We start from the raw sequence: 15,430 nt of genomic DNA, 5'->3' as shown, positions 1-15,430 counted from the left end.
TTATTTGCGGACTCCCCGTGGTTTCATCAACTCGATGAAACGGTCGAACAAGGGCGCCACGTCGTGGGGGCCGGGGCTCGCCTCGGGGTGACCCTGGAAGCTGAAGGCCGGACGGTCGGTGCGGGCGATGCCCTGCAGGGTGCCGTCGAACAGGGAGCGGTGCGTGGCCTTCACGTTATCGGGCAGGGTGTTCTCGTCCACCGCAAAGCCGTGGTTCTGGCTGGAGATCATCACCCGCTTGCTGTCCAGATCCTGCACCGGGTGGTTGGCGCCGTGATGACCGAACTTCATCTTCACCGTGCGCGCGCCGCTGGCCAGGCCCAGCAACTGGTGACCCAGGCAGATGCCGTAGGTGGGGATGCCTGTGTCGACGATCTCGCGGATGGCGGAGATGGCGTAGTCGCAGGGCTCCGGGTCGCCGGGGCCGTTGGACAGAAACACGCCATCGGGCTGCATCGCAAGCACCTGGGCGGCGGGGGTCTGGGCGGGCACCACCGTGACCTGGCAGCCGCGGTCCACCAGCATGCGCAGGATGTTGCGCTTCACGCCGAAATCGTAGGCCACCACCTTGTAGGGAGTGTTGGCCGGCGCCGGGGCATGGCCGCTGCCCAGCTGCCAGGTGCCCTCGGTCCAGTCATAGATCTCGGCGGTGCTGACCTCCTTGGCCAGGTCCATGCCCTTGAGGCCGGGGAAGCCCCGGGCCGCCGCAAGGGCTGCCTGCTCGTCGATCTCGCCGGCCATGATGCAGCCGTTCTGAGCGCCCTTCTCCCGCAGGATGCGGGTCAGGCGCCGGGTGTCGATGTTGGCGATGGCCACCACCCCGAAGCGGGTCAGGTAGTCCGGCAGGGACTCGCGGCTGCGCCAGCTGCTCACCAGGGGCGGCAGGTCACGGATCACCAGACCGGCCGCGTGCACACCGGCAGATTCCTCGTCCTCCGGATTCACACCGGTGTTGCCGATGTGGGGATAGGTCAGGGTGACGATCTGACGGGCGTAGGACGGGTCGGTCAGGATCTCCTGGTAACCGGTCATGGCGGTGTTGAACACCACCTCGCCGACGGTCTGACCCGGGGCACCAATGGAGATGCCATGGAACAGACTGCCGTCTTCCAGTGCCAGCAGGGCAGGTGTGAAATTCAAGGGAAAACCTCCGGCGTGCTTGGGACGAGCGGGACGATGATCGGGACAGCACTCCCGCCGGGGATCGAATGTATGGGGGATTTAATGTGTTGAATTTTACGCGATTTGCGGGGGTTTTGTCCAATCGACGCCCGGCGCGGGGCGCCTGACCCGGGGCCGAAGGCGCAACCAGAATGCACCCCTTGCAAGGCGGGAAAATCAGCGCAGGTCGAGCACGTCCTGCATGTCGTAGAGGCCGGCGGACCGGCCCTTGAGCCAGGCGGCGGCGCGCACCGCGCCCTTGGCGAAGGTCATGCGGCTGGAGGCCTTGTGGGTGATCTCCACCCGCTCACCGATACCGGCGAACATGACCGTATGTTCGCCGACGATGTCGCCGGCGCGGATGGTCTCGAAACCGATGGTCTTGCGCTCTCGCTCGCCGGTGTGCCCTTCCCGGCCGTAGACGGCGCACTGGGCCAGATCCCGGCCCAGGGCCTCGGCCACCACCTCGCCCATGCGCAGGGCCGTGCCGGAGGGGGCGTCCACCTTGTGGCGGTGGTGGGCCTCGATGACCTCGATGTCCACCTCGTCCCCCAGCACCCGGGCGGCCAGATCCAGGAGCTTGAGACACAGGTTCACGCCCACGCTCATGTTGGGGGCAAACACCACGGGGATCTCCTTGGCCGCCTCGCGGATCGTCTGCTTCTGCGCCTCGGTGAAGCCGGTGGTGCCGATCACCATGGCCCGGCCCGCCTTGCGGCAGACCTCCAGGTGCGCAAGCGTGCCTTCCGGCCGGGTGAAGTCGATGAGCACGTCGAAGGCCGCCACCTGGGCGGCCGGATCCTCGCTGATGGCGACCCCCAGGCGCCCCACCCCCGCCAGCTCGCCGGCATCGGCGCCGATCAGGGAACTGCCTGCCCGCTCGGTAGCCACGGTGAGCTTAAGCCCCTCGGTCTGCTGGATGGCCTCGATCAGGGTGCGCCCCATGCGCCCACCGGCGCCGACGATGCAGAGGTTGGTCATGGTTTATTCTTCTGGGTGTGGTTTTGAATTTGGATGGCGCGGCTTCGAAAGCCGCGTGGACCAGAGACAAGATACAAGAGGCAAGAGACAAGACAAAACGCTTTTACTTGCCTCTTGTATCTTGCCTCTTGCCTCTGCGCGCCCCCGGCGCGCTTACTTATTCCAGAACTTCAGATCCTCGAAGAAGCCCTTCACCCCGTCCAGCCAGCCCTCCTCCTGGGGGCTGTGGCGGGTGCCGCCGGCCTTCATGGTCTCGTCCAGTTCCTTGAGCAGTTCTTTCTGACGCTTGGTGAGGTTGACCGGGGTCTCCACACTGACCCGGCAGATCAGGTCACCCTGGGCACCGCCGTGCACCGATTTCACGCCCTTGCCACGCAGGCGAAACAGCCGTCCGCTCTGGGTCTCCTCGGGGATCTTGAGGTTGACGCGGCCATCCAGGGTGGGGATCTCAAGCTCCCCGCCGAGCGCCGCGGTGGCGAAACTGATGGGCACCTCGCACATGAGGTCGTTGCCCTTGCGGGTGAACAACTTGTGGGCCTTGACGTGGATCTGCACATAGAGATCCCCCGGCGGGCCGCCGTTGATACCCGCCTCGCCCTCGCCGGAGAGCCGGATGCGGTCGCCGCTGTCCACGCCGGCCGGCACCTTCACGGAGAGGGTCTTGTGCTCCTCGATGCGGCCCTGGCCATGACAGGCCTTGCAGGGGTGGGTGATCACCTTGCCGGTGCCGTGACAGCGGGGACAGGTCTGCTGCACAGAGAAGAAACCCTGCTGCATGCGCACCTGGCCGACACCGCCGCAGGTGCCGCAGGTCTCGGGCGCGGTGCCCTTCTCGGCACCGCTGCCGTGACACTCAGCGCACTCCACCAGGCTCGGCACGCGGATCTTCACCTCGGTGCCGAATACCGCCTCTTCCAGGGTCAGCTCCAGGTTGTACTGCAGATCGGAGCCCCGGTAGACCCGGCTGCCGCCCCCCCGGCCGCCGCCGAAGATGTCGCCGAAGATGTCCTCGAAGATGTCGCTGAAGCTCGCCCCGCCCCGGCCGCCACCGCCCGCGGAGGAACTCACGCCCGCATGGCCGAACTGGTCATAGGCGGCCCGTTTCTGGGGATCGGCGAGGACCTCGTAGGCCTCCTTGGCCTCCTTGAATTTCTCCTCGGACTCCTTGTCCCCGGGATTGCGGTCCGGGTGGTGCTTCATGGCCAGGCGCCGGAACGCCTTTTTCAGTTCCGCCTCGCTGGCGTTCTTCGCCACGCCGAGAATCTCGTAGTAGTCACGCTTTGCCATGAAGTTGTTCGGTCCGTATTCGTGTCTGGAAAGTCAAAAGCCGGAACGCAAAGGGCGCAAAGGATACGCGAAGGACGCAAAGGAAATCAGGTCAGAAAAACACCTTGATCCTTCGCGTCCTTCGCGCAGACCTTCGCGACCTTGGCGGTTCGCTTTCCCGTAGGTCGGGCTTACTTCTTCTTGTCGTCCACTTCCTCGAACTCGGCGTCCACCACGTCGTCCTGCTGGGCGGAGGCCTGCTCGGCCCCGGCGGCCTCGCCGGCGCCGCCCTCGGCGGACTGCTTGGCGTAGACCCGCTCGGCCAGTTTGCCGGAGGCCTCGGCCAGCTTCTGGGTCTTGGCCTCGATCTCGTCCTTGTTGTCGCCCTTCATGGCCTCACGCAGTTCGGAGAGCGCGGACTCGATGGCCTGCTTCTCGCCGGCCTCCACCTGATCGCCCAGCTCCTTCAGGGACTTCTCGGTGGCATGCACCAGGTTGTCGGCCTGGTTGCGGGCGGCCACCAGCTCGTGGAAGCGCTTGTCCTCGTCGGCATGGGCCTCGGCGTCGCGGATCATGCGCTGCACCTCTTCCTCGGAAAGACCGGAGGAGGCCTTGATGACGATCTTGTTCTCCTTTCCGGTAGCCTTGTCCTTGGCGGATACGTTGAGGATACCGTTGGCGTCGATGTCGAATGTGACCTCGATCTGCGGCACGCCGCGGGGGGCGGGCGGGATGTCGGTCAGGTCGAAGCGGCCCAGGGACTTGTTGGCGCTGGCCATCTCGCGCTCACCCTGAAGGACGTGCACGGTCACCGCGGTCTGGTTGTCGTCGGCGGTGGAGAACACCTGGGTCGCCTTGGTGGGGATCGTGGTGTTCTTCTCGATCAGTTTGGTCATCACGCCGCCCAGGGTCTCGATACCCAGGGACAGGGGGGTGACGTCCAGCAGCAGCACGTCCTTGACCTCGCCACCCAGCACGCCGGCCTGGATCGCCGCACCCACGGCCACGGCCTCGTCCGGGTTCACGTCCTTGCGCGGCTCCTTGCCAAAGAAGTTCTTCACCGCCTCCTGCACCTTGGGCATGCGGGTCTGGCCGCCCACCAGGATCACGTCGTCGATGTCGGACACGGACAGGCCGGCGTCCTTGAGCGCCACCTTGCAGGGATCGATGGTGCGCTTGATGAGTTCTTCCACCAGGGACTCCAGCTTGGCGCGGGTCACCTTGATGTTCATGTGCTTCGGGCCGGTTGCGTCCGCCGTGATATAGGGCAGGTTCACGTCGGTCTGCTGGCTGGAGGACAGCTCGATCTTGGCCTTCTCGGCAGCCTCCTTCAGGCGCTGCATGGCGAGCGGGTCGCCCTTGAGGTCGATGCCCTGCTCCTTCTTGAACTCATCGACCAGGTAGTCGATGAGGCGCATGTCGAAGTCTTCACCGCCCAGGAAGGTGTCACCGTTGGTGGCCAGCACCTCGAACTGGTGCTCGCCGTCCACCTCGGCGATCTCGATGATGGACACGTCGAAGGTGCCGCCACCCAGGTCGTACACGGCCACCTTGCTGTCGCCGCGCTTCTTGTCCAGGCCATAGGCCAGCGCCGCCGCGGTGGGCTCGTTGATGATGCGCTTGACCTCGAGACCGGCGATCTTGCCGGCGTCTTTGGTTGCCTGGCGCTGGGAGTCGTTGAAATAGGCTGGCACCGTGATCACCGCCTCGGTGACCGGCTCGCCGAGATAGTCCTCGGCGGTCTTCTTCATCTTCTGCAACACCCGGGCGGAGATCTCCGGTGGGGCCATCTTCTTGCCACGCACCTCTACCCAGGCGTCGCCGTTGTCCGCCTTGATGATCTTATAAGGTACCAGCTTGATGTCCTTCTGGACCTCCGGCTCCTCGAAGCGGCGGCCGATCAGGCGCTTGACGGCGAACAGGGTGTTCTTGGGGTTGGTGACCGCCTGACGCTTGGCGGCCTGGCCCACCAGCACCTCGCCATCCTCGGTGAAGGCGACGATGGAAGGGGTGGTGCGGGCGCCTTCGGCGTTCTCGATGACCTTGGCCTTGTCACCCTCCATCACGGCCACGCAGGAATTGGTGGTGCCCAGGTCGATACCGATGATCTTACCCATGGTGTGTCTCCAAAAATGTCTGAATTCTGTGTGGAATGTTCCGGTTACCCGCTAGGTTTGGGGCAATCCGGGGGATTTCAAGGGATTCCGACGGCAAAACCGCCTATTCCCCTTCGGGCGCCTTGCTGACCACCACCATGGCCGGGCGCAGCAGGCGGTCGTTGAGCAGGTAGCCCTTCTGCAGCACCGCCATCACCGTGTTGGGTTCCAGTTCCGCGTTGGGCTGCATGGACATGGCCTGGTGCCGGTCCGGGTCGAAGCGCTGGCCCTGGGGGTCGACGGCCTCGACACCGAACTTCTCCATCACCTGGGCCAGCATCTTGAGGGTCAGCTCGGTGCCCTCGCGGATCTTCTCCACGTCGGTCTCGCCCCGAGCGGCGTCCAGACCCATCTCCAGGCTGTCACGTACCGCCAGCAGTTCGCCGGCGAACTTCTCCAGGGCGTACTTGCGGGCGTTCTCCACGTCACGGGCGGTGCGCTTGCGCAGGTTCTCCATCTCCGCCTGGGTGCGCAGCGCCTTGTCGAAGTGCTCCTGGGCCTGGGCCTGGGCCTCCTCCAGCTGCTTGAGCAGGACGGCGGGATTGAACTCCGGGGCCGCACCTTCGGTGGCCGCGCCCTCGGGCGCCTGCGCGGCGGGATTGGGCTGCTGCTGTTCCTCATTGGACATGGGTCATCTCCCTTCAGGATCTTGAATCTAAAAGCATTTCCGGGCCACGGACGAGCGTGTCCCGAGAGCAACTGGTTTCAATGTGGGATTCAGAGCCGGGAATTCAAGGCCGCGCCCAGCAGGCGGGCGGTGATATCCACGATGGGGATCACCCGGTCATAGGGCATGCGGGTGGGGCCGATGACCCCCAGCACCCCCACCACGTGACCACCCACCTCGTAGGGGGCGGTCACCACGCTGCAGTCGTCCAGGATCCGGTGCCCGGACTCCTGGCCGATGAAGATCTGCACCCCTTGGGCATGGATGCACTGGTCCAGCAGGCCCAGGATCTCGCGCTTCTCGTTGAAGGCCTCGAACAGCTGCCTGAGCTTCTCGACGCTGGTCAGCTCGGCGTAATCCAGCAGGTGGAACTGTCCGGCCAGCACCACGTCATCGGCGCCCTGGTCGGCGGCCACCGCCTGCTCGCCCAGCTCGATGGCGGCCAGCATCAGGGAGTTCATGTGCTCGCGCACCGCCTTCATCTCCCGCAGCAGCTGCTGGCGCACCGAGGCCAGGTCCCGGCCCACCACCCGGTCGTTCAGGTAGTTGGCCATCTGCTGCAGCTCGCCGGCGCTGTAGTCCCGGTCCAGCTCCAGGATGCGGTTCTGCACCTCGTTCTTGTTCATCACCAGGATCACCAGCACCCGGCGCTCGGAGAGCTTCATGAACTCGATCTGGCGCAGGGAGGCGTGCTCGCGGCGCGGCACCCGTACCATGCCCGCCATCTGGGTCACCGCCGACAGCAGCCCCGAGGCGGACTCCACCAGGGCCTTGGTCTCCAGCTCCGGGCTGAGCCGCTCGCGCAGGGTCTGCACCTCGCGGCTGTCCAGGGGCTTGACCTCCAGCAGGCTGTCCACGAACAGGCGATAACCGGCGGCGGTGGGGATGCGCCCGGCGGAGGTGTGCGGGGAGCTGACCAGCCCCATCTCCTCCAGGTCCGCCATCACGTTGCGGATGGAGGCCGCACTCAGGTCCAGGCCGGCGGTGCGCGACAGGGTGCGCGAACCCACGGGCTGGCCTTCCCGGATGTAGCTCTCCACCAGGGTGCGCAGCAGCCGCTGGGCGCGGTCGCTGAGGTCGGTGATGGGCGGCGTATCGGTCATGGCAGCTCGGGTATTCAGGGATTCCGGGGCTTGGCACTCGCGGCTTGAGAGTGCCAAATCCCATAGTATAGGCGCGGGGTCAGGAGTCAAGTACGGCACAGAGGCAAGATGCAAGTGACAAGAGACAAGTAACAAGAGACAAGAGACAAGTAATGATCTCAGGTTATGCCCCTGCACACACGGTAATCTCAAAATTCTTGTCTCTGCGCCCTCATATACACGAGCCCCGTCTTTTGCCGATAATGCCCAACCATGTCCAAGCCCCATTTCCAGACCGTCGGCATCATCACCAAGACCAGTGACGAGCGCCTGGTACACATATTGATGACCCTGGTGGGACACCTGCTCGGTCACGGCTGCCGCGTGCTGCTGCACGAGAGCGCATGCCAGTGGCTGGAGGATGACCTGGGCTGCGAGACCGCGGACCTGGACGCCATGGGGCAGGCGGCGGATCTGGCCATCGTCATCGGCGGCGACGGCACCTTCCTGGCCGCCGGGCGGGCCATGGTGGACCACCAGGTGCCGCTCCTGGGCATCAACGTGGGACGCCTGGGTTTCCTGGTGGACGTCTCCCCCCACGAGATGCAGAGCCGCCTGGACGAGATCCTGGCCGGTGAATACGATGAGGATTACCGCAGCCTGCTCGCCACCCGGGTGGTCACCCAGAACGGCGATGCGGTGGAGCAACTGTCCCTGAACGACGTGGTGCTGCACATCCGCGACGTAGTACGCATGATCGAGTTCGAGACCCGCATCGACGGCCGCCACGTGAACACCCAGCGGGCCGACGGCATCGTCGTGGCCACCCCCACCGGATCCACCGCCTACGCCCTGTCCGGCGGCGGCCCCATCCTTGCCCCGAGCCTGGACGCCCTGGTGCTGGTGCCCATCTGCCCCCACGGGCTGTCCAACCGCCCCCTGGTGGTCCACGGGGACAGCGAGGTGGAGATCCGCGTCTGCGAACAGAACCGCAGCAACGCCCAGGCCGCCTTCGACGGCCAGGCCAGCACCTTCCTCGAACCCGGCGACCGCCTCATCGTGCGCCGCAAGAAGACCCGCCTGCGCCTGATCCACCCGGTGGGCTACGACTACCTGCAGATCCTGCGTGCGAAGCTGGGGTGGGGGGAGCAGCCTTGAAGGCAGTGGCTAGTGGCAAGAGACAGCCACTTTACGCCGCAGATCTCCACCTCCCTCAGGACGTTTATCTCCCTCTCCCTCAGGGAGAGGGCCGGGGTGAGGGTGGTTTTAATTCCCCCTTCCAAATTCCCCCTTCCCACCTCATAACAATGATCACCTCCATCCACATCCGCGACTTCGCCATCATCGACGAACTGAGCCTAGAACTCGGTTCCGGCATGAGCGCGCTCACGGGAGAGACCGGCGCCGGCAAGTCCATCCTGGTGGATGCCCTGGGGCTGGCGCTGGGGGACCGGGCGGACAGCACCGCAGTGCGTGCCGGGGCGGAACGGGCGGAGATCAGCGTCGGCTTCGACCTCTCCGACGACGCCGACGCCCTGGTCTGGCTGCATGAGCAGGCCCTGGAGACCGGCCATGAATGCCTGCTGCGTCGCATGGTGGGCGCGGATGGCAAGAGCCGCGCCTGGATCAACGGCACCCCCACCACCCTGCAGAACCTCAAGTCCCTGGGCGAGATGCTGGTGGACATCCACGGCCAGCACGCCCACCAATCCCTCACCCGCCGCGAGGTGCAGCGCCGCATCCTGGACGAGTTCGCCGACCACCCGAAACTGCTGGACGAGACCCGCAGCCACTTCATGGCCTGGCGCGAGATCCAGGAACGCCTGGACAGGGCCGCCGGTGACGACGAGGCCCGCAGCGCCCGACGTGACCTGCTGCGCTTTCAGACCGGCGAGCTCAAGGCCCTGGAGCTGGGCGACGACGAGGTCGCGCAACTGGACGAGGAGCACCGTCGCCTGGCCCATGCGGGGCGCCTGCTGGAAGTGGCCGAATCAGTGCACCAGAGCCTGTACGCCGACGACCAAAGCATCGACACCCAGCTGGGCCAGCTGCACCACCTGCTGGAGGAAGTCACCCGCCTGGACCCATCCCTGAAAGAGCCGCTGGAGCTGATCGCCAGCGCCCAGATCCAGATCCGCGAGGCGGCCGATGCCCTGCGCCACTACGCCGACCGGGTGGAACTGGACCCGGGCCGGCTGAGCTTCGTGGAACAACGCCTCTCCGACATCCACGACCTCGCGCGCAAGCACCGGGTGCCCCCCGAGGACCTGCCCCGGCTGGCGCGCGAACTCCTGGAGGAACTGGCACAGCTGGAAAGCGACGACGAGGACCTGGACGCCCTGACCCGCAAGGCCGAGGCGGCGGAAGCGAAATACCGGGAGGCGGCGGCGGCCCTGTCCCGATCACGGCAGGCGGCGGCGAAGAAACTGGGCAAGCAGGTGAGCGAGGCCATGCAGGGCCTGGGCATGGAGGGCGGCAAGTTCCAGGTGGCCGTGGACAGCGACCCGGAGACCCGCCCCGCCGCCCATGGCCTGGACCGCATCGAGTTCCTGGTCACCGCCAACCCTGGTCAGCCCCTGCAAGCGCTGACCAGGGTGGCCTCCGGCGGCGAACTGTCGCGCATCAGCCTGGCCATCCAGATGATCGCCGCCAAGGCCCTGCCCATCCCGACGCTCATCTTCGACGAAGTGGATTCCGGCATCGGCGGCGCGGTGGCGGAGGTGGTGGGCCGGCAGCTGCGCAGCCTGGGCGAGCACCGCCAGGTGCTGTGCGTCACCCACCTGCCCCAGGTGGCCGCCCAGGCCCACCATCACCTGCAGGTGAGCAAGCACAAGGGCAAGGCCGACACCCGCACCCGCATCCAGGTACTGGACGCCGACAGCCGCATCCAGGAAGTGGCCCGCATGCTGGGCGGCGTGGACCTCACCGAGCAGACCGTGGCCCACGCGCGGGAGATGGTGGAGAAGGCGAAAGACAATTCAAGATTCAATATTCAAGGTTCAAAGGGGTGACACCCGACGCCGGCTGAACGTGCAGCCGCAGCGTCTTCATTGAATCTTGAATCTTAAATATTGAATTGTCTTTACGCCTTGTCCCGATTCGGGCAATCCGGCTTGTTGCACTCCCCGTAGAGGGTGAGCGCATGATCCTTGATGGTGTAGCCGAGCTTCTCGGCGATGGCCTTCTGGCGTTCCTCGATGACGCTGTCCATGAATTCGTCCACCCGGCCGCAGTTCACGCAGATGATGTGGTCGTGGTGCCGGCCCCGCTCCAGCTCGAACACCGCCTGGTTGCCCTCGAAGTGGTGGCGGTTCACCAGACCGGCCTGCTCGAACTGGGTCAGCACCCGGTAGACGGTGGCCAGGCCGATCTCCTCACCGCCTTCCAGCAGCTGGCGATAGATGGTCTCGGCACTCAGATGGCGATCGTCGGAATTTTCCAGCAATTCCAGGATCTTCATCCTGGGTAAGGTCACCTTCAATCCGGCCTTTTTCAGATCCTGGCTTTCCAAGGGGTCCTCCGTTCGGGCCCTGAATCGATGTACAATCCGGCCACACTCACCGGCGCTCCGGATACCACTCGGGCGGCCCAATGAAGGATAACCGATCTCATATGGGAAAGATTCTCACCGGACTCGTGCTCATTGCAAGCCTGCTGCTCCAGGGTTGCGGCACGGGGCTGTTCTCCGTGTTCCGCCCCGACTTGCAACAGGGAAACCACCTGGATGATGAGCGCATCGCCCAGCTGGAGACGGGCATGAGCCCGGAGCAGGTGCGCTTCCTGCTCGGCGAGCCGGTGCTGCGTGATCCCTTCCACGGGGACCGGCGGTGGGAGTACGTCTACTACCTCAAGCCCGGCGACGGTCAGGCGCAGCGTCGTCGCCTGACCATCCTGTTCGACGGAGCCTACCGGGTGTCCAGCATCGAGGACAGTGGTCTGAAGTAAGGCGCAGAGACAGTAAGGCACAGAGACAAGAGGCAAGTGGCTAGAGACAAGTGAAGGCCACAGCCGACGCCATCCTGTCTCTTGCCTCTAGTTACTTGTCTCTGGCTCCTCTATGTCTCCACCCCCCTTCTTCATGCGCTTGCCGGCCGCGGCGCGCTGCTTGCGCACCTCCTTCGGGTCGGCGAAGAGCGGACGATAGATCTCCACCCGATCCCGGGGCTTGAGCACCGTGTCGCGCTTGGTGAGCTTGCCGAAGATACCCACCTTGGCCGCCTCCAGGTCGATCTCCGGGAAACGGGCGTCGATCCCCGAGGCACGCAGGGCATCCTCCACCGTGGCCCCCTCGGGGACGATGACCTCCAGGATCAGCTGGGTGTCGGGACGGGCGTAGGCCACCTCGACGGTCATGCCCTCGCGGGCACCGGCTTCAGCGGACGCCATAGACTTCCCGGGCCCGGCGCACGAAGGAATCCACCAGGGTATTGGCGATCTGGTTGAACACCGGGCCGATGGCCAGGCCCACCAGGCGGCTGGAGAACTCGAACTCCAGGTCCAGGGACACGCGGCTGGCGCCGCTCTCCAGGGCGTCGAAGCGCCAGAAGCCTTCCAGGTGCCGGAACGGCCCCTCCACCAGGCGCACCTCGATCATCTTGTTCTTCTGCAGGCGGTTGCAGGTGGTGAAGGACTTGCTCACCGCCCCCTTGGCCAGTTCCAGGCTCGCCTTGATGGTGTCCTCGTCCCGGGCGTGCACCTTGGCGCTGCGGCAGCCGGGCAAGAAGCGCGGGTAGGACTCGATGTCATTCACCAGGTCGTACATCTGGGCGGGGCTGTAGGGCACCAGGGCGCTGCGGCTGATGGAAGGCATAGTGACGGGCAGATCAGATGACGTTGATGGCGCGCAGGAACACCAGCAGGATGCCGATGGGCGCGACGAAACGCAGCAGATAATACCATGTGCGGAACAGCACCGGCCGCTGCACGTCCAGCTCCGAGGCCACGGAGCGTTCGGTCATGCGCCAGCCCACGAACAGGGCGATGAGCAGTCCGCCCAGGGGCAGCAGGATGTTGGAGGTGAGGTAGTCCACCGCGCCGAAGAAGGTCATGTCGAACAGGGTGTAGCCGGACCAGTGGTTGAAGGACAGCACCGTGCCGATGCCCAGCAGCCAGGACAGCACCGCCACCAGCGTGGCCGCGCTCACCCGGGTCATGCCCCGGTTCTCCACCAGGTAGGTCACCGCCGGCTCCATGAGCGATATGGACGAGGTCCAGGCCGCCACCACCAGCAGCACGAAGAACACCGTGCCGAACAGCACCCCGCCGGGCATCTGGGCAAAGGCCAGCGGTAGGCTGATGAAGATCAGCCCGGGCCCCTGGCTCGGCTCGAGTCCCGCGGCAAACACGATGGGGAAGATGGCCAGGCCCGCCAGGATGGCCACCAGGGTATCGGCACCCACCACCGTGGCGGAGGTCCTGGCGATGGAGGCCCGGGAACTGAGGTAGGAGCCGTAGATCATGATGGCCCCCATGCCCAGGCTCAGGGTGAAGAAGGCCTGGCCCATGGCCACCAGCACCGAATTTCCGCTGAGCTTGCTGAAGTCCGGGGTGAACATGAAGCGCAGGCCCTCCATGAAATGCCCCTCGGCCATGGCATACCCCACCAGCAGCACCAGCATGAGCAGCAGCAGGGGCATGAGGAACTTCACCGCCTGCTCGAGACCCGAGCGCACCCCCCGGGCCACCACGATCAGGGTCATGCACATGAAGACGGTGTGCCAGGCCAGCAGGCGCTCCGGATCCGCCACCAGGCCCTCGAACATGGCCTGGACACCCTGCACGTCCAGCCCCACGAAACTGCCGGTGCCGGCCCGGAACACGTAGGAGAGCGCCCAGCCGGCGATCACGCTGTAATAAGAAAGAATCAGGAATCCGGCGACCACCCCCATCCAGCCCATCAGCCCCCAGCCCCGGGACAGGCCCTCCTCGCGGGCCAGGGAGGTCATGGTGTTGATGGGACTCTGCCGCCCGCGCCGGCCGATGAGGATCTCCGCCATCATGATGGGCAGGCCGATGAGCAGGATGCACAGCAGGTAGACCAGCACGAAGGCCCCGCCGCCATGCTCGCCCGCGATGTAGGGGAAGCGCCAGATGTTGCCAAGCCCCACGGCCGAACCCGTGGCCGCCAGGATGAACACCAGTTTCGACGACCACTGCCCGTGGATGGAGGATTCTTTTCTCATCGTTATCTATCTCCCTGATCGGCGTCGCTATTGTGAGCAATACCAACCCGGCGCTCAACCGCGCCCGCCTTCGCGTATAATCCCGCCCCATGTCGAAACAGGCCAAACAAGCGGGCACCAGCACCATTGCGCTCAACAAGAAGGCGCGCCACGAATACTTCATCGAGGAACGCTTCGAGGCGGGCCTCGCCCTGGAGGGCTGGGAGGTCAAGAGCCTGCGCGACGGGCGCGTACAGCTCAATGAGAGCTACGTGCTCATCAAGGACGGCGAGGCCTGGCTGTTCGGCGCCCACATCAGCCCCCTGCCCACCGCCTCCACCCACATCCACCCCGACCCCATGCGTAGCCGCAAGCTGCTGCTGCACAAGGAAGAGCTCAACAAGCTCATCGGCCAGGTGGAGCGCAAGGGCTACACCCTCACCCCGCTCGCACTCTACTGGAAGCGCGGCCGGGCTAAGCTGGAGATCGGCCTGGCCAAGGGCAAGAAGGAGCACGACAAGCGCGCCACCATCAAGGAACGGGACTGGCAGAGGGAGAAGGAACGGGCGCTGAAAACGGGTTGATTGCCCAGCGCCCCAACTTCGCCTTGTCGAAATAGTTTACAAAATCACCTGGCCCCGCGCGTCGTAGATCACAAAAAACCATGCGCAATGAGGTTCTTGGGATCCTGGCACGCTTTCTGCTTCATTGTGATCAGGGACACACCGCAAGAGCGGTTGTGTAAGGAAATCTGACAATGAGGACAGGGGACATGAAACTCATCAAAAGGACATCCGCCGTTGTACTGCTGCTCATCGGTGTCTTCGCATTCAGCAGCGCCAGTGCTAACACCGTCGACCTGAGATACACCGGCTTCGTCGGTGGCTCCGCCAGCGGCACGCTCTACGACAGCGCGAGCCCCAGCAGCCTGATCGGCAACCGATCCAGCCTTGGCGTCAATGCGGGCCTGTTCGGCTTCGACGTCCTTGGCAGCAGTGGCGACATGGACTGGGGTAACCGGGTTGAGGCGTTCTGCGTCCAGACGGGTATCGCCCTGAACACCGGCACTACACACTACAGCGTGATGGATGCGGGCGACTACTTCGGCGCAACCCAGTTGGGCGCCATCCAAAGCCTGTACGGCAATTATCATGAAAGCCTTGGCACCACTGCTGGCAACGTGGCCTTCCAGCTGGCCCTGTGGGAGATCATCAACGAAAACAGCAGCAGCTACAGCCTGGGTACTGGCAATTTCACCGCCACCGGCTTCGGGGGCGCGGCGAGCACGGCCGACAACTGGCTCAACAACATGGGCGATTTTGCAGGACAGTTCGCCATGTATGTGCTCACTGCCGGCAACTCCCAGGATCTTCTGGTGATCAAGCCCCGGCCCGTGGGTGTGCCTGAGCCCGGCACCCTGCTCCTGCTGAGCATCGGCCTGCTGGCCCTGGCCTTCGGTGTGCGTCGCCGCAACGTCGGCTGATCATCCAACACAGCCGGTGAAAAAGCCCGCACCGAAAGGTGTGGGCTTTTTTGTATCTGCGCTTGAGGTCTGGAAAACCCTGTTCTCTCGCGGAGACGCAGCGGCGCGGGGTAAATCAAAACCAAAACCGAGTCTCTCGCAAAGACGCGAAGGCGCGAAGGCGCGAAGAAAAATCCTTGAATTTAATAGCGCATTTCACTAGTGTCCGGTTAACTCTGATGCATATTCGCATAACAATATGACTTTTAGTCATATTTTTCTGAAAATTGGTGGTGTCGACTTGAGCGCGAGGTCGTGTTCAAGGGATCGTACAAGGGGTATTTCATCGAGGACCCCCTATGTACACCGGAAAGACCTTGTTCGCGCAGTTGATGGACTTTCTGCCTTGGACGACTTTCGCCCGCATCGTCACACGCTATGGCGGAGATCACCGCGTCAGGACATTTCCTTGTACCGAACACTTTCGCATCCTG

The 15,430-nt window shown here is 64.6% G+C and carries 16 protein-coding genes; 6 read left to right on the top strand and 10 right to left on the bottom strand.

What is annotated here, in order from left to right:
* The 6 genes from carA to hrcA form a co-directional block, all read right to left on the bottom strand.
* Positions 1-1,140, bottom strand: coding sequence for a glutamine-hydrolyzing carbamoyl-phosphate synthase small subunit (carA, locus tag D580_RS0105910; protein WP_018953508.1), 1,140 nt, complete (start codon positions 1,138-1,140; stop codon positions 1-3).
* A gap of 198 nt (positions 1,141-1,338) precedes the next feature.
* Positions 1,339-2,142: a 4-hydroxy-tetrahydrodipicolinate reductase gene (gene dapB / locus D580_RS0105905; protein WP_018953507.1), complete on the bottom strand. Its 804-nt coding sequence runs from the start codon at positions 2,140-2,142 to the stop codon at positions 1,339-1,341.
* A 153-nt stretch (positions 2,143-2,295) separates the two neighbouring features.
* On the bottom strand, positions 2,296-3,429 hold the full coding sequence (gene dnaJ, locus D580_RS0105900) for a molecular chaperone DnaJ (protein ID WP_018953506.1): 1,134 nt from the start codon (positions 3,427-3,429) through the stop codon (positions 2,296-2,298).
* 170 nt (positions 3,430-3,599) lie between these two features.
* Positions 3,600-5,525, bottom strand: coding sequence for a molecular chaperone DnaK (dnaK, locus tag D580_RS0105895; RefSeq protein ID WP_018953505.1), 1,926 nt, complete (start codon positions 5,523-5,525; stop codon positions 3,600-3,602).
* Positions 5,526-5,628: 103 nt separating this feature from the next.
* Positions 5,629-6,192, bottom strand: a complete 564-nt coding sequence (grpE, locus tag D580_RS0105890) for a nucleotide exchange factor GrpE (RefSeq protein ID WP_018953504.1) — start codon at positions 6,190-6,192, stop codon at positions 5,629-5,631.
* Positions 6,193-6,281: 89 nt separating this feature from the next.
* The gene (hrcA, locus tag D580_RS0105885) at positions 6,282-7,334 is read right to left on the bottom strand and encodes a heat-inducible transcriptional repressor HrcA (RefSeq protein WP_018953503.1); all 1,053 of its coding nucleotides are present in this window, start codon (positions 7,332-7,334) and stop codon (positions 6,282-6,284) included.
* 252 nt (positions 7,335-7,586) lie between these two features.
* On the opposite strand from hrcA, the gene D580_RS0105880 reads away from it, so the two are divergent.
* Positions 7,587-8,471: an NAD(+) kinase gene (locus D580_RS0105880; RefSeq protein ID WP_018953502.1), complete on the top strand. Its 885-nt coding sequence runs from the start codon at positions 7,587-7,589 to the stop codon at positions 8,469-8,471.
* Between the two features lie 149 nt (positions 8,472-8,620).
* The gene (gene recN, locus D580_RS0105875; RefSeq protein WP_018953501.1) at positions 8,621-10,324 is read left to right on the top strand and encodes a DNA repair protein RecN; all 1,704 of its coding nucleotides are present in this window, start codon (positions 8,621-8,623) and stop codon (positions 10,322-10,324) included.
* A gap of 71 nt (positions 10,325-10,395) precedes the next feature.
* Here recN and fur read toward each other — a convergent pair whose 3' ends face one another.
* Entirely contained in the window at positions 10,396-10,824 is a 429-nt protein-coding gene (fur, locus tag D580_RS0105870; protein ID WP_026289749.1) for a ferric iron uptake transcriptional regulator, read from the bottom strand.
* A gap of 101 nt (positions 10,825-10,925) precedes the next feature.
* Here fur and D580_RS0105865 point away from each other — a divergent pair, with 101 nt between their 5' ends.
* Positions 10,926-11,258: an outer membrane protein assembly factor BamE gene (locus D580_RS0105865; RefSeq protein ID WP_018953499.1), complete on the top strand. Its 333-nt coding sequence runs from the start codon at positions 10,926-10,928 to the stop codon at positions 11,256-11,258.
* A gap of 87 nt (positions 11,259-11,345) precedes the next feature.
* Here D580_RS0105865 and D580_RS0105860 read toward each other — a convergent pair whose 3' ends face one another.
* From D580_RS0105860 to D580_RS0105850, 3 genes are read right to left on the bottom strand one after another with little or no spacing between them, the layout of a single operon-like run.
* Positions 11,346-11,699 (bottom strand): RnfH family protein, encoded by a 354-nt coding sequence (locus tag D580_RS0105860; RefSeq protein WP_018953498.1) that lies wholly within the window; start codon positions 11,697-11,699, stop codon positions 11,346-11,348.
* Positions 11,686-12,123 carry a type II toxin-antitoxin system RatA family toxin gene (locus tag D580_RS0105855; RefSeq protein ID WP_018953497.1) on the bottom strand — a complete coding sequence of 146 codons (438 nt, stop codon included), beginning with the start codon at positions 12,121-12,123 and terminating at the stop codon, positions 11,686-11,688. Before D580_RS0105855 ends, D580_RS0105860 begins: the two co-directional genes overlap by 14 nt.
* 13 nt (positions 12,124-12,136) lie before the next feature.
* Entirely contained in the window at positions 12,137-13,495 is a 1,359-nt protein-coding gene (locus tag D580_RS0105850) for a sodium-dependent transporter (protein WP_018953496.1), read from the bottom strand.
* Between the two features lie 89 nt (positions 13,496-13,584).
* Between D580_RS0105850 and smpB the strand changes: the two genes are divergently transcribed.
* The 3 genes from smpB to D580_RS16105 all read left to right on the top strand — a co-directional run.
* Entirely contained in the window at positions 13,585-14,058 is a 474-nt protein-coding gene (gene smpB / locus D580_RS0105845; protein WP_018953495.1) for an SsrA-binding protein SmpB, read from the top strand.
* 188 nt (positions 14,059-14,246) lie between these two features.
* Positions 14,247-14,957 carry a PEP-CTERM sorting domain-containing protein gene (locus tag D580_RS0105840; RefSeq protein WP_018953494.1) on the top strand — a complete coding sequence of 237 codons (711 nt, stop codon included), beginning with the start codon at positions 14,247-14,249 and terminating at the stop codon, positions 14,955-14,957.
* A 338-nt stretch (positions 14,958-15,295) separates the two neighbouring features.
* Positions 15,296-15,430: DUF4372 domain-containing protein (locus tag D580_RS16105; protein WP_155999743.1), on the top strand; the 135-nt coding region annotated here is incomplete at its 3' end.

Source organism: Thioalkalivibrio sulfidiphilus, from assembly GCF_000377945.1.
Classification (GTDB): domain Bacteria; phylum Pseudomonadota; class Gammaproteobacteria; order Ectothiorhodospirales; family Ectothiorhodospiraceae; genus Thioalkalivibrio_A; species Thioalkalivibrio_A sulfidiphilus_A.
The sequence above is the reverse complement of the archived record's forward strand: the minus strand, read 5'-3'. Positions and strand labels throughout refer to the sequence as shown.